Source organism: Mycobacterium simiae, from assembly GCF_008370645.1.
GTDB lineage: Bacteria > Actinomycetota > Actinomycetes > Mycobacteriales > Mycobacteriaceae > Mycobacterium > Mycobacterium simiae_A.
Genome location: NZ_VTZN01000020.1, coordinates 12,802 through 34,011, shown reverse-complemented (window position 1 = coordinate 34,011; position 21,210 = coordinate 12,802). Strand labels below are relative to the sequence as shown.

Sequence of the window (21,210 nt, the reverse complement as noted above, 5' to 3'; positions counted from 1 at the left end):
CCCGTTGAGCATTGCCACGTCCATAAGACGGTCGCTGCCGCTGCGCGCACTCGCCTCCGGCGTCCAAGTGACCACTGCCCTTACCGCCGCATCAGTTACTACCGCAGCAGTCGTTGCCGAAACGCTGGGCAAGACGGCGGGATCGGTTGCCAAAGCGTGTTTGGATGCCGGCGCCGCCCCGCTGCGCGAAGGGGCCAAGGCGGTTTCCGACGACTTCTCTCCCGAAACATTGCGCCGACACTGTTGCCGCGGCGCAGGCCGCGCGTGGATCGAGGTACGCGGCCTCGAGTACGACAGCGAGATCGGGCGCGTCGTGTTGGATTCGCTGCGGGCCCAACCCGGTGTCACAGCGGCCACCTTGAACTGCCCGCTATCGCGTGTCGTCGTCGACATTGACGAATCGGACACGTCGCTGCGCGACCTCTGCCGCGTCGTCGAAGACGTCGAGAATCGTTATCGCTTAAGGCAACACACTTACCAGCAGGCGCACCGGACCAGCCTGCCGGGCGACGGCGTAGTGCTGGCCACCAGAGCGCTAACCCTAGCCGCCAATGCTGCCGGGCTCGGACTGGCGGTCGGTGGCCGCGCCCTACGCTGGCCACGATTGCCAACCAGCGTGCTCGCCGGCGTGGTGGCAATGGACTACCAGCCGAGATTGCGCGGGCTGCTGGAGGATCGCATCGGCACTCCCGCAACAGACACCGTGCTAACCCTGGCTGTGGCCGCTATGGAAACCCTCACGCAGGCGCCGGCGTCGTTGTCGGTGGGCCTGGTGATGCAGACACTGAAGGCCGCCGAATGCCGGGCGGCGGCGAAAGCATGGCGCTATCACGAACCGCAGCTGGCCCGGCACGCCGACCAACCTCCGGTGAACACTTCGTCTCCGATCCCGCCGCCGGCGCCGGCGCGAGCTGTCGAACGCAATGCCGGTCGTTTCGCGCTCATCCAAGCCGTCAGCGCCGGGTTGATTGGCGTCGGCACCCGCAATGTGGACACGGCCGCCACTGCAGCACTGGTGGCGACCCCGAAGGCCAGTCGAACCACACCCGAGGCCTTCGCCGCTGCGCTTGGCCAGGGCCTAGCCGATCAGTATCAGGTATTGCCACTACGCCCGGAGGGCTTGCGCCGTCTCGCCGAGGTCGACGCGATCGTCATTGACCCTCGAGTGTTGTGCACCAACGACCTACGGGTGGGCCGCATTAGCGGCGCCCACGAGGACGAGCTGTCGGTGGCATGGAACCATGCCCAGCTTCTCCTGGAGCAGAACGGCCTGCGTCCGGGCTGGCATTCGGTGCCCGGAATACCCTCTCGAACAACGGATTCTGCTGTCAAAGCGCTTTTCCTTCCCGCGCATGATCCGTTTGCCTCGGCTGTGGTGGGTGAGGCACATCGCTCCGGAGCCGAGCTGGTGTCGGTCGATGTCGACTCCCTGGGTGAGTTGCGGCCGGCGTTCGACGATGTCCGGCCGCTACCGAACGGATCCGTCGACGACGCGTTGGCCGCCACGGTAGCCGATCTGCATAACAAAGGACGTACCGTTGTCCTGCTGTCATCGGTCGACGGACAGGCGACTTCGCTGGCTGACGTCGCGCTGGGCGTATTAACGCCCGCCGGCACCGACGCTCCGCCCTGGTGCGCCGACGTGTTGCTGCCCGACCTTGCGGCCGCCTGGCGGCTGATGCGTGCAATTCCGGCGGCCCGGTCAGCACGTCGACGTGGTGTCGAAATATCAGGCGGTGCATCGGCTTTGGGTGCTCTGCTGATGCTGCCAGGTGTTCGCGGCCTGGGCCCCGGGCCGGTCACCACCGGCGCGGCCGCCGGCATGCTTTCGGGCTACCTGCTGGCGCGCAAGATCGTCACTGCGCTCCCACCCCGACCGGCGGCTTTCCACGAGTGGCACGCCATGTCGCCCGAGCAAGTCCGCAAACTCCTGCCGTCGCCCCATAGCCAGACGCAGCCGGCAGCGCAGCCGTCGACGCTGGCCATCCGCGCCATTGCGGGTGGCATGCACACGGCACAGCGTGGCGCACAACTCACCGCGGCGCCGGTGCAAGCGATCGGACGGCTAGTGGGTGCGGTACGTGCCGAATTGTCCGATCCCCTGACCCCCATGTTGGCGCTGGGCGCTACCGCCAGCGCGGTGCTGGGTTCGCCGGTTGACGCGGTGATGGTTGGCTCGGTGCTCACCGGCAACTCCATACTTGCCGCGACTCAGCGGCTGCGGGCCGAGAGCAGGCTGAATCACCTTCTAGCACTACAGGTTCCGCCAGCTAGGAAGGTGCTGACCGACCTAGACGGACAACGCGGGTACACCGACGTCATCGCCGAGCGATTGCAGCCTGGCGATGTCATCGAAGTGCGTACCCATGAGGTAGTCCCAGCCGATGCCCGAATACTCGAGGAAGTCGACCTGGAAGTCGACGAATCTGCGCTTACCGGCGAATCGCTTTCGGTGACCAAACAGGTCGATGCGACACCGGGCGCCGATCTGGCTGAGCGTCGCTGCATGCTGTACGCGGGCACCACCGTCGTCGCGGGCACCGCGGTTGCGCTGGTGACCGCCGTCGGCGCCGACACCCAGGAACGGCGCGCCGCCGAACTCGTGTCCGGGGACCTGTCCAACGTCGGGCTGCAGCACCAGCTGAGCCAACTTACCAACCGGGCCTGGCCGATCAGCATGACCGGCGGTGCGATGGTCACCGGTCTCGGCCTGCTGCGCCGCCAAGGCCTGCGCCAGGCGGTTGCCAGTGGCATCGCCGTCACAGTGGCTGCGGTTCCGGAAGGCATGCCGCTGGTGGCGACACTGGCCCAACAAGCTTCGGCACGACGGCTGACGCACTTGGGAGCCCTGGTCCGGATCCCACGTTCGGTGGAGGCGCTCGGTCGCGTCGACATGGTCTGCTTCGACAAGACGGGAACACTCAGCCAAAACCGCTTGCGGGTAGCCAAGGTGCGGCCGGCGCCTGGTCACACCAGCGACGAGGTGCTGCGCTGCGCGATACACGCCGCACCGGCAACCAACGGTGGCCCGCAGGTGCACGCCACCGACGTTGCCATCGTCGAGGCGGCGCCGTCCGCAGCAACCCCTTACGGGGACCCGCCCGACGCTCATCTGCCGTTCCGGTCGGGCAGGTCGTTCTCCGCGTCCGTTTCAGGCACCGAACTAAGTGTGAAAGGAGCACCGGAGGTAGTGCTGGCCGCCTGCGGCGCCGACGCTGCTGCCGCCGCCGAGATGGTCGCCGAGCTGGCCGGCAACGGATTGCGGGTGATTGCGGTAGCACGGCGCCAGCTGGATCCCCAGCAGGCTCGCTCGGTTCTCGACAACCCCGATGGGATTGCCGATTTCTGCCGCGCCGGCTTGTCCTTGATGGGTTTTGTGGGATTGTCAGACACCCCACGTGACACGGCCGCCGGTTTGCTGGCAGATCTGGACAAACATGGGCTCGACGTGCGGCTGATCACCGGGGATCATCCGATCACCGCCACGGCGATCGCGACCGAACTGGGTATGTCGGTCACCGCCGATCAGGTCATCAGTGGCGCCGAGTGGGACGCGTTATCGCGCCGAGACCAGGAAAAGGCGGTGGCCGAGCGGGTCATCTTCGCTCGAATGACACCGGAGAACAAGGTGCAGATCGTGCAGACACTTGAACGCAGCGGTCGGGTGTGCGCAATGGTTGGCGACGGCTCCAACGACGCCGCCGCAATCCGGGCCGCCACCGTGGGTATCGGCGTCGTCTCGCACGGCAGCGACCCAGCTTCGGTCGCTGCAGACATGGTGCTGATCGACGGACGCATCGAATCGCTGCTGCCCTCCATCCTGGAGGGGCGCCAACTGTGGCAGCGGGTACAGGCGGCGGTGTCGGTGCTGCTCGGCGGCAATGCGGGTGAGGTGGCATTCGCCATCATCGGCAGCGCGATCAGTGGAACCTCACCGCTGAACACTCGTCAGCTGTTGCTGGTGAACATGCTGACCGACGCGTTGCCGGCCGCGGCGCTGGCGGTCAGCAAGCCACGCGGCGAAATGAATCCTGACGCCCGCGGCCCGGATCAGCGCGCGCTGTGGCGGGCGGTTGGTGTGCGCGGCACCACCACCGCCGCAGCCGCCACCGCGGCGTGGATGATGGCCGGGTTCAGCGGACTGCCTCGCCGCGCCTCCACGGTTGGGCTGGTCGCGCTGGTCGCCGCGCAGCTGGGGCAGACGCTGTTGGACTCGCATGACTGGCTGGTGGTGATCACCGCGCTGGGTTCACTGGCCGCGATGGGCACCTTGATCAGCATCCCCATCGTCAGCCAACTGCTCGGCTGTACCCCGCTCGACCCGGCCGGGTGGGCACAGGCCCTTGGCTCCGCCGCTGCAGCGACCGCCGCGATGGCCGTTCTGAATCGCATTTTGGACAATAGGGACGGCAAGCCGGAACCCGCAAACCCGGCCCCGACGCCCGACAAAATGCCGGCTCCCGCTCCACAATCTCCACAACCCCCACGCGCCACAACAGCGCGTAAATCTCCCGCAAAGGCACGGTCAGCAACGCAGCAAACGATGAAATTAGCGGATCGGCCACGGCGTCGTTCCTCACCATACGTCCGACGGTGACCGCACGACCCTGCTCGGCGGCAAACCCTTCGTTACTGAAAGGCAAATGATGGTGGAAAAGAAAGCGCGCACAGCCGTATCCCAGCGCGAAGCAGTGGCAAAAGTTCGAGCAGGCCAGACATTTGTCGTGAACCTTCCGCTGGTGGGCAAGGTCGAGGTGCCTCCGCCGGAGCAACTGGCCTATTTCGGTGGTCTGGCCGTGCTGGCTGCCTTGGAACTTATCGAGTGGCCGGTGGCGCTGGTGATCGCCACCGGGCACGTCCTGGCCAATAACCACCACAACCGGATGTTGGAGGAGCTCGGCGAGGCGATGGAAGAGGCCTAGCGCATGGGCAGACCGTGCTCATGGCGGCTCGACACTCGACCCGAATCGCCGCCTGCGCCATCCAAATTCATGCCGACCCGGCTATCCGGCGCCAGGCGGGATACGCTCATGCACCGTCAGCAACACATGGTCAAACTGGCTTTGGGCCGCCGCCGACGTTGCCGGCAAACGTGAGACTTCGGCAACGACTTGTTTTGCCAGTGCCCGCAGCTTGACGTTCGTCTCTTGCGATCGCCACTGCAGGACATGGAAGGCCTGCTCGGGATTGACCCGGTACACGGCCATCAGCACGCCCTTGGCCTGCTCGATCGCGGCGCGGTTCTCGAACAGGTCAGGCAGCGCCTCGTCGAGCACTTCCTGCCGAGTCTCGTCGAACGCGTTGGTCAGGTCGATGTAGTAGCCGGAAGTTCCCACGACCGCGCCCGAATCGTCCAGCAGGCGGTCGGCCACGACAATCGCGTCGTGCACGCTACCCGCGGTGTCGACGAAGCGATGGCGGCTGGAGAAAGACTCCCTTGAGCGCAGGGCATAGTCAAGCAGGTCCTGCACATGAGCGCGGTCGTCGGGATGCTTGTGCGACAACACCAGTTCCGTCGTCGGGACTACCGATCCGGGTTGGTAGCCGTGCATCCTTGCCAGTTCGTCTGACCACTCCCAACGTTGACCGATGAACCAGAAGCGGAAACTGGCTACGTTCAAGTAGTTATTTGCCGCCGCGGATTGAGCGGCGCCGATCGCCGGATCAGGACGGTCGAGCTGGTGCACGTTTCACATCGTTCCACTCCGCGCATCGCCTGGCCACCGTGATCTGACGAGAAACGCGCGCTCCCGATGAAACGGCCGAACCAGGCCACACAACGGCGATACGTCGTTGTTTGGGGAACTGGGGAGGTATCAGATGGCATTTGTGATCACGTCACCGACCATGGTGGCAGCGGCGGCAACCGACTTGTCCAGCATCGCTGCGGCCCTCGACGCCGCCAACACCACGGCGGCAGCGTTCACGACGACAGTCCTGGCTGCCGGTGCCGATGAGGTATCGGCGGCCATTGCAGCGCTATTCCGCTGCCACGCCCAGCAGTATCAGGAACTCAGCGCTCAGGCGGCGGCGTTTCATGACCAGTTTGTGCAGGCGCTGAACTCGAGTGCTGGAGCGTATGCCAGGGCGGAGGCCACCAACGTCGAGCAGATGCTACTTAATACGATCAACGCGCCGAGCCGGACGCTGTTGGGCCGCCCGCTGATCGGCAACGGCACCGATGGGACCACTCCGGGCGGCAACGGCGGACCCGGGGGAATCCTGTACGGCAACGGCGGTAACGGGGCGCCCGGCGCGGCGGGCCGGGCGGGAGGAAACGGCGGGGCGGCCGGACTGATCGGCCATGGCGGAGCCGGCGGGGCAGGCGGGGCCGGCGCGACCGGCGGTCGCGGCGGGGCCGGCGGATTGTTGTTTGGCAACGGCGGTCCGGGCGGCAACGGCGGCAACGGCGGTGCCGGAGTAGCCGGCGGGCTCGGCGGCAACGGCGGGGCCGCCGGACTCTGGGGCCACGGCGGAGCCGGCGGGGCTGGCGGAACAGGCGGGATTGGTTCCGGCGCCGTGGTCGCTGCCGGCGCCGGCGGGAACGGCGGGATCGGCGGGGCCGGAGGGTTGCTGTTCGGCAATGGCGGGAATGGCGGCGACGGCGGTAATGGCGGGTTGTGGAACGGAAGTTCTTCCGTAGGCGGCGCTGCGGGTGGCATAGGCGGGACCGGGGGTGACGCCGGGCTATTTGGCGCCGGCGGAACAGGCGGGGCAGGCGGGGCCGGCGAGTCCGGCGGCAGCGGCGGCGGGGGCGGCGGAGCCGGAGGGTACGGTGGCGCCGGCGGGCTACTGTACGGCGATGGTGGCTCTGGTGGAAACGGCGGCAACGGCGGAAACGTCGACACCAACGGCGGGATTGGCGGAGCAGGCGGTCACAGCGGTAAAGCTCAGCTGTTCGGAAACGGCGGGAGCGGGGGGACCGGCGGGGCTGGCGGCCGAGCTACCAACGCGGCGCCTGCTGGCGGCGCGGGTGGTGCCGCGGGAAACGCTGGCCTGTTCTTCGGCAATGGCGGGGCCGGCGGAGGCGGCGGAAGCGGCGGAAACGTCACGGCCCAGTCTGGTTTCGCCGGGGCCGGTGGCAGCGGCGGCCACGGCGGTATCGCCGGTTTCGTCGGCAATGGCGGCGCCGGTGGTGCGGGCGGCAAGGGCGGCGACGTGCTGGCCGCTGCGCCCGGCGGTCGGGTGGTGCCGGCGGAACTGGCGGTGATGGTGGCCAGGCCAGGCTGATCGGCAACGGCGGCGACGGCGGCGCGGGTGCCACCGGCGGGCGTGGACTAGCCGTTGGCACCGGCGGTGATGGCGGCAACGGTGGTCAGGGGGCAGTGCTGGTGGGCAGTGGTGGCCGCGGCGCAGTCGGCGGCGCCGGCGGTGCCGGCGGTTTCGGGGGTACTGGTGGTGACGGCGGTGACGGCGGCGACGCTGTCGGGTTGATCGGCGATGGAGGCGACGGCGGGTCCGGTGGACCGGGCTCGACTCCCGGTGGGGGCGGTGACGGCGGCAACGGCGGCAGTCCCGGGCGGCTGGCAGGCAGCCCAGGCGCAACCGGCCCGCATGGCTAGCACCAAGTCGCACCTGCACAGCGGCGCCGCGCTGCGCTAGCGTGGGACAGATCAACCAAACCCACGCGGGAGCGCACACCCGGTGCGCTGAGAGGACGGCTCGGGGCCGTCGACCGTACGAACCTGACCGGATAATGCCGGCGTAGGGAGATGATGATGACCGTCACTGTCAAACCATCCGTGACCACCGGACCGATCGCGGGTAGTAGCAAGGTTTACCGCGAAGCAGAGGGGCCGGGCGGGGTCCTTCTCCGGGTGCCGTTTCGGCGGGTGCACCTTTCCACCGGAGAGCACTTCGACCTGTACGACACTTCCGGGCCGTACACCGACTCAGACGCGGTCATCGATCTGACCACCGGCCTGTCTGCACGGCGCGGGGTGGTCCGTGACCGCGGCACCCAGCTGCAGCGCGCCCGCGCCGGCGAGATTACCGCTGAGATGGCGTTTATCGCCGCCCGTGAAGGCATGCCCGCCGAGCTGGTGCGTGGCGAGGTTGCCTACGGCCGGGCGGTGATCCCGGCCAACCACAACCACCCCGAGAGCGAGCCGATGATCATCGGCAAGGCGTTCGCGGTCAAGGTCAACGCGAATATCGGGAACTCCGCGGTGACGTCCTCCATCGCCGAGGAGGTCGACAAGATGGTGTGGGCCACCCGCTGGGGTGCCGACACCATCATGGACCTGTCCACCGGCAAGAACATCCACGAAACCCGCGAATGGATCCTGCGCAATTCGCCGGTTCCGGTCGGCACCGTGCCGATCTACCAGGCACTGGAGAAGGTGAAAGGCGACCCGACCGAACTGACCTGGGAAATCTACCGCGACACCGTGATCGAGCAGTGCGAGCAGGGTGTGGACTATATGACCGTGCACGCCGGAGTGTTGCTGCGGTATGTGCCGTTGACCGCTAAGCGGGTCACCGGGATCGTCAGCCGCGGTGGGTCGATCATGGCCGCCTGGTGCCTGGCGCATCATCGGGAATCGTTCCTGTACAAGCATTTTGACGAACTCGCCGATATTTTCGCGCACTACGACGTCACCTTCTCGCTGGGCGACGGGCTGCGGCCCGGTTCCATCGCCGACGCCAACGATGCCGCTCAGTTCGCCGAGCTGCGTACCCTGGGCGAGTTGACCAAGATCGCCAAAGCCCATGGCGCACAAGTAATGATCGAGGGCCCCGGACACGTCCCGATGCACAAGATCGTCGAGAATGTGCGGCTGGAAGAAGAGCTGTGCGAGGAGGCCCCGTTTTACACACTGGGTCCGCTGGCCACCGACATCGCCCCGGCCTATGACCACATCACCTCGGCGATCGGCGCGGCGATCATCGCCCAGGCCGGCACGGCCATGCTGTGCTATGTCACCCCGAAAGAACACCTGGGGTTGCCGGACCGCAAGGACGTCAAGGACGGGGTGATCGCCTACAAGATCGCCGCCCACGCCGCCGATCTGGCCAAGGGGCATCCGCGCGCACAGGAAAGAGATGACGCGCTGTCCACTGCTCGATTTGAATTCCGCTGGAACGATCAGTTCGCGTTGTCGTTAGACCCTGACACCGCACGGGAATTTCACGACGAGACGCTGCCCGCCGAACCGGCCAAGACCGCGCACTTCTGCTCGATGTGTGGGCCGAAGTTCTGCTCCATGCGCATCACGCAGGATGTCCGCGACTACGCCGCCGAGCACGGCCTGGAGACCGAAGAGGATGTCGAGGCCATGCTGGCCAGCGGCATGGCGGAAAAGTCACGCGAGTTCGCCGAGCACGGCAACCGGGTGTACTTGCCGATCACCCCGTGAACTCGTTGCCGCCCGTTCTGCCTGTGCCGCCGCCGGGGGCGACGCCGCAGCGGGTGCTGACGGTAGCCGGTTCAGACTCCGGTGGCGGTGCCGGTATCGAAGCCGATATGCGGACCATGGCGCTGCTGGGCGTGCACGCCTGCGTCGCGGTCACCGCGGTAACCGTGCAGAACACGTTGGGAGTAAAGAGTTTTCACGAGGTTCCGGACGATGTCGTGGCCGCACAGATCGAGGCGGTGGTCGCCGATATCGGCGTTCACGCAGCCAAAACCGGGATGCTGGCGTCGTCGCGCATCATCGCCACGCTGGCAGCGACCTGGCGCCGGCTCGATCTGGGGGTTCCGCTTGTCGTCGACCCGGTCTGCGCGTCCATGCACGGCGACCCACTACTGGCGGTGTCGGATTTAAACGCGCTGCGCGAGCAGCTTTTTCCGTTGGCCACCCTGGTGACACCGAACCTCGACGAGGTGCGCCTGCTGGTTGATATCGACGTGGTCGACGCGGGATCGCAGCGGGCGGCCGCAAAGGCCTTACATGCGTTGGGTCCTGGGTGGGTCCTGGTCAAGGGCGGCCACCTGCGCTCCTCGGACACCAGCTGTGACCTGCTCTATGACGGCGCCGATTGCTACGAATTCACCGCACCACGGGTGCCCACCGGCAACGACCACGGCGGCGGCGACACGCTTGCATCCGCGATCGCCTGCGCGCTGGCACACGGGTTCAGCGTGCCGGACGCGGTGACGTTCGGAAAGCAATGGGTCACCGAATGCCTGCGCGCCGCCTATCCGTTGGGCCACGGCCACGGCCCGGTCTCCGCACTCTTTCGGCTGTCATGAACCTCGATCAGATCGCTGGGGTCGCACACCGACCTGACGGCTCCCCGCACGGCGTCGTGGTGCTGACCCACGGCGCCGGTGGCAGCCGGGAGTCGGTGCTGCTGCAACATGTTTGCGACGAGTGGGCGCGGCATGGCTGGGTGGCGGTCCGGTATAACCTGCCCTACCGCCGCCGCCGCCCCAAAGGTCCGCCGTCCGGCTCGGCAGAATCCGACCGGGCCGGCATTGTCGAAGCGATCGAATTGTGCCGAGGCCTTGCCGGCGGCCCGCTGATAGCGGGCGGGCATTCCTACGGCGGCCGGCAAACGTCCATGGTGGTGGCATCAGGGCAAGCGCCGGTCGACGTGTTGACCCTGTTCTCTTATCCGGTGCACCCGCCCGGCAAGCCGGAGCGCGTCCGCACCGAGCATCTACCGAACATCACGACACCCACGGTTTTCACCCACGGCAGCTCCGATCCGTTCGGCACGCTCGCGGAAGTGCGCCACGCTGCTGCGCTCATCGCCGCGCCGACCGAGGTCGTGGAGATCACCGGTGCGCGCCACGACCTGGCTTCGAAGACCGTCGACGTCGCCGGGCTGGCCGTCGAGGCGTCATTGCGCCTGTTGCCAGGCCAAACAGGCTAGCTAGAAAGGTGGCGGCTCGTCGTCTGCGGCGGCTGGTACTTCCTCAGGTCGCTGCTGGGCAGCGACACTTTCGCGGGCCTGCTGGTTTTGCCGCCGTTCGGCGGCAACGTAGGCGGCGCGGTTCTGCGCCCGGGTGGTGGCGCGGATCGGCATCATCGCGGTGCGGTCCCCACAGCGGTCGGCACCGCCTTCCGGCTCGCGGCTGGGTACCTGGCCGGTTGGTGCGCACAAGCTGGGAAATAGCAGCGCGCTACCCGGAGCGGTGACGTAGGTATGGCCCGACGGCGAGGTCCAAATCACCGTGCCGTCGGGTAGTTGTTTATCGCGCCAACCCCAAAAGGTCTTGATCAAATGATGGCTTCTACAAAGGCATTTCAAGTTAGAGGCGTGGGTGGCACCGCCATCGCCATACGGGATCGTGTGGTCGATGTCGGTGTGCAGTGCGGGCCGATCGCACCCGGGAAACCGACAGGTTAAATCGCGGCAGCGGACGAAATCAGCCAACGCACGCGACGGCGTATAACCAGGCTCGGAGGCTGCGTCGGCCGGATGCACGAGCGGGCGCAGCCGTGCCGAGTCGGCCAATTCGGCAATCAACTCGGCGGGTATGAGTCCCTCGCGGTCGACCATCGCGGCAGGGTTCGGTGAACTGCCGTTGAGGCTCGCCTGATCGGCGACCACATGGATTACCACGGGCCGCGGCACCGGCGTGGTAGCTGCGGCGCAGCCCGGCTGCCCACAGCGGCACTCCAGCCGTTCGGCCCCTCCCGTCAAGGCGCCCATGGCGTCGGCGCGACGCTGGTTGCGAGTGCGCGGGTCACCGTCGCACACCGTGGCAGCCAACGCATCCAGGCGCGCATCCAACGCATACGCGTCGGTGCTGACCAGCCTGCCAAAGACTTCGGTGAGGCCGCTGCCGTCGTCCCAGATCGACAGTTCGCGTTCCGCCTGCTGCTCCCGGCGGCGGCGCACCGCATCACGATCGGCGCGGGCCACCACCCGGTCGACGTAGGCGGATAGTCGTGATCGTGTCATCGACGGCCATCGGCTCACTTTCACGGCAAGTTCGGCGTCGACGAGGGCCATCACGTCGTTGTCGTCGATTAAGTCGGTGCGATACACCATCGTCTGAAACGTCGCATAGCTGATGTCACCGGCCAGCAACATGGCGCCAACCTTAGGCAGCCGGTTGCGCAGTGCCCGCGAATAGTGCAGATAGCTCGACGCCAACCCCTGACTGATCCGCAACGCCGCGGCGACCTCAGCGCTCACCGCCTCCCAGGTATCAGTCCCCCACGACTCACGCTCGCCAGACGCCTGCAACCGCAACACATCAAGCTCGCCGATCGCGGCCAACCGCTCCCCTGTCGCCCGATTTTCCGCCCGCGTGGCCGCGCAGATCCGATCCACCAAAGCCGCCGACTCCGCCGTCGTTGCGGGATAACGCCGCTCGAACCACTCCTCATTCTGGGCGACTATGCGTTCGAACATACTTTCGATTATGCCACACAGGTCCAACACCCGCTGCTACCAAAACGGGACGGATTGATGGATGCGCAATCCGCCGCCCGCAGTGACCCGGGGTTTGGGTCTGATGAGCCGAAATGGCACCGGATAGCTTCCGAATCCGTTGCCGGAGGACCATCCTCCGCTTATCGGAATCGCCCGCCAGTCAGATCGAACAGTTGAACGGGGAGCAGATGTCGTTGGTGATTGCCGCGCCGGGCGTAGTGGCGATGGCAGCAGAAAGTCTCGCTGGGATTGACTTGTCGACCGCCGCCAATGCGGCGGCCGCGGTCCCGACCAGAGCGCTGGTGGCCGCCGCTGGTGATGAGGTGTCGGTGGCCGTTGCGGCGTTGTTTTCCCATCACGCCGAGCAGTATCAGGCGCGAAGCGTTCAGGCGGGCGGCGTTTCAGCGCCCGGTTCGCGCCGGCGCTGGCCGCAGCTGGGGCGGGTATGCGGCCGCCGAGGCGGCTAGTGCCGCGCCGTTGCAGACCCGGGAGCAAGGCCTGCTGGCTGTGGTCAATGCGCCCGCCGCGGCGGTGTTGGGCCGCCCGCTGATCGGCAATGGCACCAACGGGGACCGGGGAGGCCGGTGAGCCGGGAGGGGTACTTGCCGAGCGACGGCGGCACCGGTGGCTCCGGCGCCCCAGCCAGCCCGGGGGTGCCGGTGGAGCCACCGGATTGATCGGCAACGGCGGTGCCGGCGGCGGCGCCCTCGGGTTCATCGGGTCGGGCGGGAACAGCGGCGACAGCGGCAACGCCGGGCTAGTGATCAACGGCACCTTCACCGCGTCGACATACGGCGACGGCGGCAACGGCGGCAACACCGGCCTAAACCGCGTAGCGCGAGTAGCACCCGTCCATATCGGCGCCAACGACCCCGGCCCGGAATGCGGCGATCCGGGTAAACCCGGCGGGCACGCTGATGCCGTCGGCGTCACTGGCAACCATATGGTTGGTCAGCAGCCCGGCAACAGCTTCGTCGAGGTCACCGGCGGTCAGGATGAGTTGCTGCCCGGACGGCAGGTCAATGGGTTCGGCCATCTTGCGGTGCGCAACGCCGGTCAGGCAAGCCGTCCGCAGCGCAGTCCAGGGGCTCTGCATGGCCAGCCCACGTTCATGCTGGCCTGCCAGCGCGTATCGCGACATCACGATCGACAAAGCGGTGTCATCGCCCTGCGGCAAAGACTGTTCCGCTGCGCCGGCGACCTTTCCCATTGCCGCCAACGCCGGCAAGTCCACCACGATCGTGTTGGTGGCCGGGCAGTAGGACGCCGGCGGGCTCGCCTTCGCATCGGGGCAGCTGGCCGCGGCATACGACAAGGTAGGCGGATTCTTGGGCGAGAAGATCTTGCCCATCAGCTCCATCAATGTCTGCAACGTGTCCTCGTTGATCGGGACTTCACCGGTCTCGGTGGTGCCGCTGCTGTCGACGCGTAGGCCGGTCGGCAGGTCACCGCGGCGCTGCTCGATCTCGGACTGGTTGATTGCCGCACACGCCTTGGCGCCGCTGAGGAAGCCCATTTGAAAGGCACTCACCCGGTCCAAAGCCGACCCGTGCTCGTCGTCGTTTTCCGAATCCGCGTCCATCACCGGGTCGCGCGTGGTGATAATCCCAGCTAGCACGTGATCCAGCCCGTCGGCGGTGCTCAGGGTAAAGCGCGGCGACTTGCCTTCAGCGACCTCGTACAGGTAGACGCCGGCAAAGCAATCCGCTTGCTGTTCGCGGACGATGGTGGGGTCTTTGCGGGTGACCAACTTCGCCATCACTTGCAGCGCGTGCCCGAACTCGTGTGCCAACACGCCATTGACGGACATATCGCCGAAATACTTCTGCGCGACGGGCATGAATACGCCGCGGTCCCAAGCGATCATGTTGCAGCGAGAAGTAAAGAACGCGTTGACGAGCTCGTAGGTCTCGTTGTTGCAGACTACGGGGCTGTTGGGGTCATTGGAGTTGTAGGACACCAGCTTGTCGACCGGCTTGAAGGTGCCCTGCAGGGACTCGCTATAGGCAGCCTTCCAGTATTCCTGAATGTCGTTGACCGACAACAACGACAACTTGTCGATGGGTCCGTTGTTCGTGTTGAGCACCGTGCCGGTGGGCGCGGGTCCATTCGGACGGGGGCCGCTGGGACCGTTGGTCGCGGGCAGACCGCCCACCCGGAAGGGGTCGTTGAGGATCGACAACGGCCGCCCCTCAACCATGGTTGTACACCCGCCCACCACCAGCATCGCCCCTAGGCAGGCTGTCGCCGCCCGTAGCGCCGCGATCTGCCGCCGCGCGCGCACCTTAGGTAATTGCAGCCTTTTCCGCCCACGGTTATCCATGTAGTTGACCCCGTCCCGACCGGCCTGAACCAAGGAATCTCAGTCTAGATGGGTTGGTTAGCGTCAGTGCCCAAACGAAGCCGCGATGAAGCCCAGCTGTCCCGGCGATTCGCAAAATCCAGCCCGCGACGCCGATGAAGTCCACCGGCCCAGCCCGCGCCGGAGATCGGCAGCCCAGCCACCGTGGCTATGACATCCGCACGCGATGGCGCTTGTCACGGGGAGTGACGCCGTTGACACCCCCGATGGACTGCGCATAGCTGCCCACCGCGAACGCCACACCAGAACCCATGACCGCCAGCGCTTCCCTGTCGATGTTGTCGACGGTGTCTCGGGGACTCTGGTAGTTGGGATCGAACGCGACACCGGGCTGACCACCCCAGAGCCGGGCCTGCACATTCGTTTTCGTTTGCGACGCACCGGTGGTCATCCCCCCGATCGGCACACCCGCGACCAAAAACGGGCGGTAGCCGGCGTTGATGGTCAACGGCATGTCGGCCGGCCGCTTACCGGCCAGGTTCAAGTAGCCGCCCAGGGTGCGCTCGATACCGGCCGAACCCTCCGGCACATCACCCGAAGCCACACCGGGCCCCAACGGACCAGACTGGTCGCCATCGTCGGTGAAAAAGCCCGCGTTTGGCGAGCCCAGCATGTCGAAGTTCAGGTACATCGCGATGTTGTTGAGCTGTTCGTTATCCAGCCCGAAGACGTATTCCATGGCGCCGTTAGGCCGTTCCTGCTCAGCACCCCAGAAGGCAAACCGTACCGCGTTGCTCACCGCCGGCAACGGACCCAGCTGCAGCGCCGTTTCCAGCACGGCGGCAACTCCGGAGCCGGCCATATTGATGCCCGGGCTCCCGGGCGGGCTATCGAGTCGCGCGCCGACCAAGATCACCTCACCCGGCGCCCCGGTCTTGGTCTGCGCCAGCACGTTTCGTGATGTGATCTTGACGTTCTCGGCGTCCAGCACCAGACGTACGGCAGTGGTGGCGCGTCCTAGCGCGGCAGCGGCCTCGGCTCCGATCACCGCCACCGGCACGGTCAGCTGGTTGTAGTAGCCGGGGGTGAAAAGAGTGGGCGGGCTGCCCTGGCCCTTCGGCTCGCTCACCACGATCAGTGCGCTGGCGCCCTTGGCCACCGCGCTGTTCTGTTTGTCGCCGACCGAGCAGCGGGTGTCGTCGACGACGGCAATGGCACCCTTTGGCAGCAGGGGTGGGTAGTCGGCAGCGGCGCAGCCGGCCGGTTGAGAGGGGCGCACCGGCTGGCCAGTCAGCCCTGCCGGTGCTGTCCGGACCAGCAACGAAGCCTGGTCGACGGGATAACTGCGACCAGCGACCGTCAGCGCCGGCTTGCCTTGCGAGACATTGGACAATCGCTCAAACTGCTGGGTTGAGACCTCAAAGCCCTTGTCGCGCAATGCTTTCATGATGTAGTCAACGCTGGCGTCATAGCCCGGAGTCCCAGCTGCCCGGTTGCCGTTATGGGAGTTCGCAATTGCCTGCAGCGCCCGCAGATGGATAAACATCGCGTCGGCGGTGATCTTGGCGGCCAACGCACGGCCCAGATCGGCTGCCGCGGCCGGTGGCGCCGGGTTGGGCGCCGAGCACCCTGCCGGCACGCAGATCAGCAGCAGGGTGGCGCCCAGCCGAAAGACGAGGCCGCGCATCATGGCTTGACGAGCAAGTGACGGGTGCGGTCCCCGATCACCGGAACACCGTTTCGGCCGGTCACGTCCTGCGCGTACAGGCCGACGGCATAGGCCACACCGCTGCCCTGGATGCCCAGCGACGTGCGGTCGATGTGCTCAAGGGTGTCACCCTTTTGGTGATAGTTGGGGTCGAAGGGCTCGTTTGCGGTACCGCCCCATAGCTTTGCCTGCTCCTCGGTTTTCTTGACCTCGGCACCGGCGAACAAACCGCCAGAGGGAATCCCAGCCAGACTGAATCCGTCATAGTCGGAGCGGCCGTCAAACGAGGTGTCCTGCGCCGTCTTGCCAGCCAGCTTCAGGTAGGCAACCAACGTGCGCTCGATTCCGGCCGAACCCTCGGGCACCACCGGCTCGCCTCGGGCGTCCAGCGGCAGGGATTGGTCTCCGTCATAAGTGAAGTAACCAGGATTGGGGGACGCCAGCATGTCGAAGTTCAGATACAGCGCGATGCTCTTGAGCGCGTCGAGGTCTAACGACTCGACGTAGTTGCGCGACCCGATCAGTCCGAGCTCCTCGGCGCCCCAGAACCCGAACCGCACCGCGTTGTGCACCTGTGGCGAATTTCCCAGTTGCACCGCGGTTTCCAGCACCGCGGCTACCCCGGAGCCGTTGTCGTTGATGCCCGGCCCCTCCGGCACGCTGTCCAAGTGCGCGCCGGCCATCACCACGTCGGTGGCAGATCCGGTTTTGGTCTGCGCGATGACGTTACGCGCCTTGAAACTTTGTGTGCTGGCGGCGAGCTTGATGGTTGTCGGTCCGGATTTTCCGCGCAGCTGCATGCCCACCGATTTCGTGACACTGACCACCGGGATCTTGACGTCGGTGTTGACCCCTAAAGTGCCGCCCATCGACTGCTCGTCGACGTTGTCGACGATGATGAGCGCAACGGCGCCCTGCTGCGCTGCGACGTCTTCTTTGTTGGCGAACTCGCAGCTGCCCCGATCCACCACCGCCACCGCACCCTGCACCGGCAGTCTGTCGTAATCCGAAGCGGTACAGCCGGGGCTGTCGTCTGCGGGCACGACTACCAGCGGCCCGGTAACCCCTGCTGGGTCGGTGCCGAGACTGTACTCGAGCGCGCGCGCCTCCACGGTCAGGCCTCCGACCGTCACCGACCCTTTTTCGGCGCGAAACACGCGGGCCGAAAACTCGGGCGTTTGCACGTCAAAACCGTTGTTGCGCAGAGTGTTGACGACATAGTCGACGCTGGCTTCATAGCCTGGGGTACCGACCGCCCTGGTGCCGTTGTTGGCGTTGGCGATGTCCTGCAGCTTCGCCAGGTGGGCCATCATCGCGTCGGTGCTCACCCGGCCGCGCAACATGTTGGCGAACTCGGCCGCAGCGGGATTGCCGGTAGCGGGCTGCGTTCGCGTCGTCGAACGGACGCAACCCACTACGAGCAAAGCAACAAGGGCACCCGCGACAAGCACCACCGGCATGGTCTTTGACTTGTTCACCATCGCGCCCAGATTAGACCGCGGCGCTCGGGTCTCGCCGCGTAACCACCGACCTGTGACGAAACCGATGCTGCTCTTGCGAATCAGACGAATAATGCGTTGAAGGGCGCAATCGGGAGATTGCGCACCACGAACCAAACCAGCACCAGCGACAGCGTCACTGCGGCCGCCCAGCGATTACGTTGCCATCCGCGAGTTCGCCGGCCCACCAGGCGACCATAGGTCCACACCGCGTAAGCCCACACCAAGAGCACCACCGCGACCAGGCCAAGAGCGTTAAACCTGGCAGCCGCCAACACATTGCCGTGCATCAGGCTGTACAGCATCCGCAAGCTGCCGCAGCCCGGGCAATCGATGCCCAGTAGTGCCTTGGTGGGGCATACCGGTAACGGACCGCCCGGAGTCGTCGGATCACCCACCCAGATGGCGGCGCACGCCAACGTGGCGGACGCCGCCACCAGCAGCGGCGCACCCAGACTCAACCGTGCCGACCCAGCGCGGGTCACCATGAACGCAACCCGGCTTAGCGCATCCCCGTTAGCATGGCCGCGCTCGACACGTCGGTGTTGAGCGCACCGACCGCCAACAAGATGCCGTAGATGACGAACACGATCACGCCGGCGATCGCCGACCACATGACGAACTTCTTGGCAGAGTCAGAGGCTGCCTGAGCTTCCGCGTAGCGCCCTTGCGCCCACAACCCACTGACCTGGGTGGACTTGATGATCGCCACAATCCCAAGGGGAAGGCAGCAGAACAACGTCACCAGAATCGACCAGACCAGGTAGTTGTCCGGCTGTTGACCGGCTGGCGGCTGCTGCGGCGGGTAACCAGGTGGTGGCGGTGGTGGTTGTGTCATGGATTCTCCAGATCAAGAGAAGTTAGCTGGCGTAAAGCGGTGCTTACCATACCGGAGAGCCGCCGTGAGAGCACCAATAAACCGGAAAATCTGGCACCTCCACCAACATCCAGGTAGCGGTGCCTTCGTGCGATCCTGCCCCGTTGTCAAGCGACTCGACGTCGATCGTCTCACGAAACAGCAATGCCGCCTTGATATTCCACGATGCGGCGACGCGAAGACATCCAGGGCAAGGCGACACCGATGCTGCCCCAGACAATTTCTAGCGGAATATGTTGCATTGTCAGCGCATAGCCGCTCGGCGCCGGCCGACGCCGATTGGCAAGAGGGCCCTGTTTTCCGGTCGACCACACCAATAAACTCCTGGATGTCGGCGCAGCCGCATCGGCGGTAACAGCAAGGAGTCAAGGATGTCTCACCTCACCACCGCGTTGCGAGCAGCTACAGCTGCAGCACTCACGGGTAGCGTCGCCTGGCTGGGTACTGCCACCGCCAGCGCAGACCCCACGGGCACCGCCTCCGATGTCAATACCCTGGCCGGTTCCTTGTCGAAGGGCTACGGCCTGAACAACTGCACCGCCCAGACCATCACCGGTGGCGAACTGGCCGCGCTCTCGTGCGGGCAGAGCCCCGACTCCGCCGGCCCGGTTCAAGCAAAGTACATCCTTTTCACCAACGCCGACGATATGAACGGCTCGTTCAAGGCCAGCATCAAGGACGAAACCCTCACCGCGTGCGGGGACAGCGGCAATTCACCCACCACCTGGCGCCAGGGCAGCACCGGCGCGACGGCCGGGCAGGTCGCTTGCGGCACCTATCAGGGTGCCGCCGAGATCATCTGGACCACGGACGCCAAGAACATTCTGAGCTACGTCCGTGCTGCCAACGCTGACGTTCCCGCGCTCTACCAGTGGTGGCGGACCAACGGCTAACCCTGCTACCCGGGCGACATCGCTCGCAGGACCAGCTCGGCCACCGCGCGCATACCATCACCATTGGGATGCAGCGGCGCGGGCCGACCCGGTAACGGCACGCCGAATCGTGTCGGCTTGACCGTCCAGGGCTCCGTGGACCACGCGTGATGGTCGCGGCTGGCCGCCGCGGCGCGTACTATCTCACACCCGGTGGACTCAGCGGCGGCGGCGGTAAGCCGCTCCAGCGTTGTGGCGACGTGGCGGCCAAGTTGGACGTCGTCTTCGGACAGCGGCCAAGCGGCCATCCCCGGCGGCGGTAATAGCGTGAGGTAGTCGACGAAGAAAATACGGGCTTGCGGCGCGCGCCGCCGCAGCGAACTGCCGACCGCGCACAACGAATCAAACACGTGGGCCAGGGCCTGATCTCGGGCATCGCGGTCCAGCAATTCGGCTGTGCGCGCGCCGACTAGTGGCAGCTGCCGCACGGGTTTCGGCACCGACGCGGCCATCAGCAGCGGGACGTATCCAACGTCGTTGCCTCCGATGGTGACTGTCACCAGGCCCTCCGAGCCGTCCAACGCGGCGAGCTGAGGTGGTGCGCCATGCTGGTGTTCGGAAAGTACATTCGCAGTGGTAGCGCCGGAGTAGGTGACGTCGACCAATTCCAGGTGGTGCTGTTCGGCGACCAGATGCGGATAGTTGCGGGCCGACCGGCCGGACCACCACGGCGCGCCCGCCGCGCGCGGTCGGATGCCCGGCCCCGCTGCCATTGAACTGCCCAGCGCGACATACCGTTTCATCGTCGCCGGGCTGGAATTCAATTGCCCTCCTCCTCATCGGGCCGCAACACGGCCCGCATCGTCGCCGGGCTGGACGCCTGGGCCCAGAAGCGTCTCGGTATCCGTCCGGCACGGCGTGCCAGACAGCCGGCGGTAACGGCCGCAGCCATCGCGGCGGCCATCGCCGGCGGATCTGCGGCCCGAGTCACCGCGCTGGCCAACAGCACAGCGTCACAACCCAACTCCATTGCTAGCGCGGCGTCGCTGGCGGTGCCGATACCCGCGTCGAGGATGACAGGAACGCCTGCCCCGGCGACGATCATCTCGATGTTGTGCGGATTGGTGATGCCAAGTCCGGTGCCGATCGGCGAACCCAACGGCATCACGGCCGCACAACCGGTGTCCTGCAGTCTGCGGGCCAACACCGGGTCGTCGTTGGTGTAGGGCAATACCACAAACCCGTCATCCACCAATTGTTCTGCAGCCTTGACTAATTCGATTGCATCGGGCAGCAGAGTGCGCTCGTCGGCAATGACCTCGAGCTTCACCCAGTTGGTGTCCAGCGCCTCGCGGGCCAGCTGCGCGGTCAACACCGCCTCCGCGGCACCCCGACACCCGGCGGTGTTGGGCAACGGTGCGATACCCAGCCGGTTGAGCAGGTCGAGCAATCCGGTGCCGCCCTCGGCGTCGACTCGGCGGATCGCAACGGTGGTCAGCTCGGTACCCGAAGCGACCAAAGCCTCTTCCAGCACCGCCAGATTGGTCGCTCCCCCGGTTCCCATGATGAGCCGCGAAGCGAAACTGCGATCGCCGATCGTCAGTTTGTCCGCACCCATA

18 protein-coding genes, 1 pseudogene and 1 riboswitch are annotated in these 21,210 nt (G+C 66.2%); of the genes and pseudogenes, 8 read left to right on the top strand and 11 right to left on the bottom strand.

The features are described 5' to 3' along the window. Positions 1 to 637: 637 nt before the first annotated feature. Positions 638 to 4,327: pseudogene (locus tag F0Q45_RS29885) on the top strand (HAD-IC family P-type ATPase); the annotation flags it as partial. On the opposite strand, the gene F0Q45_RS29045 reads toward F0Q45_RS29885, so the two are convergent. Next, the gene (locus F0Q45_RS29045; RefSeq protein WP_262490883.1) at positions 4,290 to 4,583 is read right to left on the bottom strand and encodes an Rv1535 domain-containing protein; all 294 of its coding nucleotides are present in this window, start codon (positions 4,581 to 4,583) and stop codon (positions 4,290 to 4,292) included. The pseudogene F0Q45_RS29885 and the gene F0Q45_RS29045 overlap by 38 nt on opposite strands. A gap of 60 nt (positions 4,584 to 4,643) precedes the next feature. Here F0Q45_RS29045 and F0Q45_RS05595 point away from each other — a divergent pair, with 60 nt between their 5' ends. Then, positions 4,644 to 4,922 (top strand): hypothetical protein, encoded by a 279-nt coding sequence (locus F0Q45_RS05595; RefSeq protein WP_149652996.1) that lies wholly within the window; start codon positions 4,644 to 4,646, stop codon positions 4,920 to 4,922. Positions 4,923 to 5,003: 81 nt separating this feature from the next. Here the strand turns inward: F0Q45_RS05595 and F0Q45_RS05590 are convergent, their stop codons facing one another. Continuing rightward, complete coding sequence (locus tag F0Q45_RS05590; protein WP_149653015.1) at positions 5,004 to 5,657, bottom strand: PAS and ANTAR domain-containing protein; 654 nt, start codon at positions 5,655 to 5,657, stop codon at positions 5,004 to 5,006. Between the two features lie 163 nt (positions 5,658 to 5,820). Between F0Q45_RS05590 and F0Q45_RS05585 the strand changes: the two genes are divergently transcribed. After that, positions 5,821 to 7,230, top strand: a complete 1,410-nt coding sequence (locus F0Q45_RS05585; protein ID WP_149652995.1) for a PE family protein — start codon at positions 5,821 to 5,823, stop codon at positions 7,228 to 7,230. Between the two features lie 47 nt (positions 7,231 to 7,277). Here the strand turns inward: F0Q45_RS05585 and F0Q45_RS30450 are convergent, their stop codons facing one another. Further along, positions 7,278 to 7,556, bottom strand: a complete 279-nt coding sequence (locus F0Q45_RS30450; protein WP_188112802.1) for a hypothetical protein — start codon at positions 7,554 to 7,556, stop codon at positions 7,278 to 7,280. A 61-nt stretch (positions 7,557 to 7,617) separates the two neighbouring features. Then, positions 7,618 to 7,728: riboswitch (TPP riboswitch) on the top strand. Here F0Q45_RS30450 and thiC point away from each other — a divergent pair. The 3 genes from thiC to F0Q45_RS05565 all read left to right on the top strand — a co-directional run bounded on the left by thiC (position 7,719) and on the right by F0Q45_RS05565 (position 10,821). Next, on the top strand, positions 7,719 to 9,359 hold the full coding sequence (gene thiC / locus F0Q45_RS05575; protein ID WP_149652994.1) for a phosphomethylpyrimidine synthase ThiC: 1,641 nt from the start codon (positions 7,719 to 7,721) through the stop codon (positions 9,357 to 9,359). (Overlaps the previous riboswitch by 10 nt.) 5 nt (positions 9,360 to 9,364) lie before the next feature. Beyond that, the gene (thiD, locus tag F0Q45_RS05570; RefSeq protein ID WP_373424924.1) at positions 9,365 to 10,195 is read left to right on the top strand and encodes a bifunctional hydroxymethylpyrimidine kinase/phosphomethylpyrimidine kinase; all 831 of its coding nucleotides are present in this window, start codon (positions 9,365 to 9,367) and stop codon (positions 10,193 to 10,195) included. Continuing rightward, the gene (locus F0Q45_RS05565) at positions 10,192 to 10,821 is read left to right on the top strand and encodes an alpha/beta hydrolase family protein (protein ID WP_149652992.1); all 630 of its coding nucleotides are present in this window, start codon (positions 10,192 to 10,194) and stop codon (positions 10,819 to 10,821) included. Before thiD ends, F0Q45_RS05565 begins: the two co-directional genes overlap by 4 nt. Here the strand turns inward: F0Q45_RS05565 and F0Q45_RS05560 are convergent, their stop codons facing one another. After that, entirely contained in the window at positions 10,822 to 12,312 is a 1,491-nt protein-coding gene (locus tag F0Q45_RS05560) for an HNH endonuclease signature motif containing protein (RefSeq protein ID WP_149652991.1), read from the bottom strand. It abuts the gene before it with no gap. A gap of 209 nt (positions 12,313 to 12,521) precedes the next feature. Here F0Q45_RS05560 and F0Q45_RS29040 point away from each other — a divergent pair, with 209 nt between their 5' ends. Beyond that, positions 12,522 to 12,800, top strand: a complete 279-nt coding sequence (locus tag F0Q45_RS29040) for a PE family protein (RefSeq protein ID WP_262490881.1) — start codon at positions 12,522 to 12,524, stop codon at positions 12,798 to 12,800. A gap of 356 nt (positions 12,801 to 13,156) precedes the next feature. On the opposite strand, the gene F0Q45_RS29035 is transcribed toward F0Q45_RS29040, so the two are convergent. From F0Q45_RS29035 to F0Q45_RS05535, 5 genes are all read right to left on the bottom strand, one after another. Then, positions 13,157 to 14,656, bottom strand: a complete 1,500-nt coding sequence (locus F0Q45_RS29035; protein WP_262490882.1) for a peptidase — start codon at positions 14,654 to 14,656, stop codon at positions 13,157 to 13,159. A 187-nt stretch (positions 14,657 to 14,843) separates the two neighbouring features. Beyond that, positions 14,844 to 16,325, bottom strand: coding sequence for a M28 family peptidase (locus F0Q45_RS05550; RefSeq protein WP_149652990.1), 1,482 nt, complete (start codon positions 16,323 to 16,325; stop codon positions 14,844 to 14,846). Then, a complete protein-coding gene (locus tag F0Q45_RS05545) occupies positions 16,322 to 17,824 on the bottom strand; it encodes a M28 family metallopeptidase (RefSeq protein ID WP_149652989.1) in 1,503 nt (500 codons plus the stop codon). Before F0Q45_RS05545 ends, F0Q45_RS05550 begins: the two co-directional genes overlap by 4 nt. A gap of 80 nt (positions 17,825 to 17,904) precedes the next feature. Then, positions 17,905 to 18,330 carry a DUF2752 domain-containing protein gene (locus tag F0Q45_RS05540; protein WP_149652988.1) on the bottom strand — a complete coding sequence of 142 codons (426 nt, stop codon included), beginning with the start codon at positions 18,328 to 18,330 and terminating at the stop codon, positions 17,905 to 17,907. Between the two features lie 14 nt (positions 18,331 to 18,344). After that, positions 18,345 to 18,680 (bottom strand): CD225/dispanin family protein, encoded by a 336-nt coding sequence (locus tag F0Q45_RS05535; protein ID WP_149652987.1) that lies wholly within the window; start codon positions 18,678 to 18,680, stop codon positions 18,345 to 18,347. Between the two features lie 410 nt (positions 18,681 to 19,090). Here F0Q45_RS05535 and F0Q45_RS05530 point away from each other — a divergent pair, with 410 nt between their 5' ends. Further along, positions 19,091 to 19,612: a serine/threonine protein kinase gene (locus tag F0Q45_RS05530; RefSeq protein WP_149652986.1), complete on the top strand. Its 522-nt coding sequence runs from the start codon at positions 19,091 to 19,093 to the stop codon at positions 19,610 to 19,612. Positions 19,613 to 19,617: 5 nt separating this feature from the next. Here the strand turns inward: F0Q45_RS05530 and F0Q45_RS05525 are convergent, their stop codons facing one another. Beyond that, complete coding sequence (locus tag F0Q45_RS05525) at positions 19,618 to 20,394, bottom strand: SGNH/GDSL hydrolase family protein (protein ID WP_149653014.1); 777 nt, start codon at positions 20,392 to 20,394, stop codon at positions 19,618 to 19,620. A gap of 17 nt (positions 20,395 to 20,411) precedes the next feature. Beyond that, the gene (locus tag F0Q45_RS05520) at positions 20,412 to 21,209 is read right to left on the bottom strand and encodes a thiazole synthase (RefSeq protein ID WP_149652985.1); all 798 of its coding nucleotides are present in this window, start codon (positions 21,207 to 21,209) and stop codon (positions 20,412 to 20,414) included. Position 21,210 lies beyond the last annotated feature (1 nt).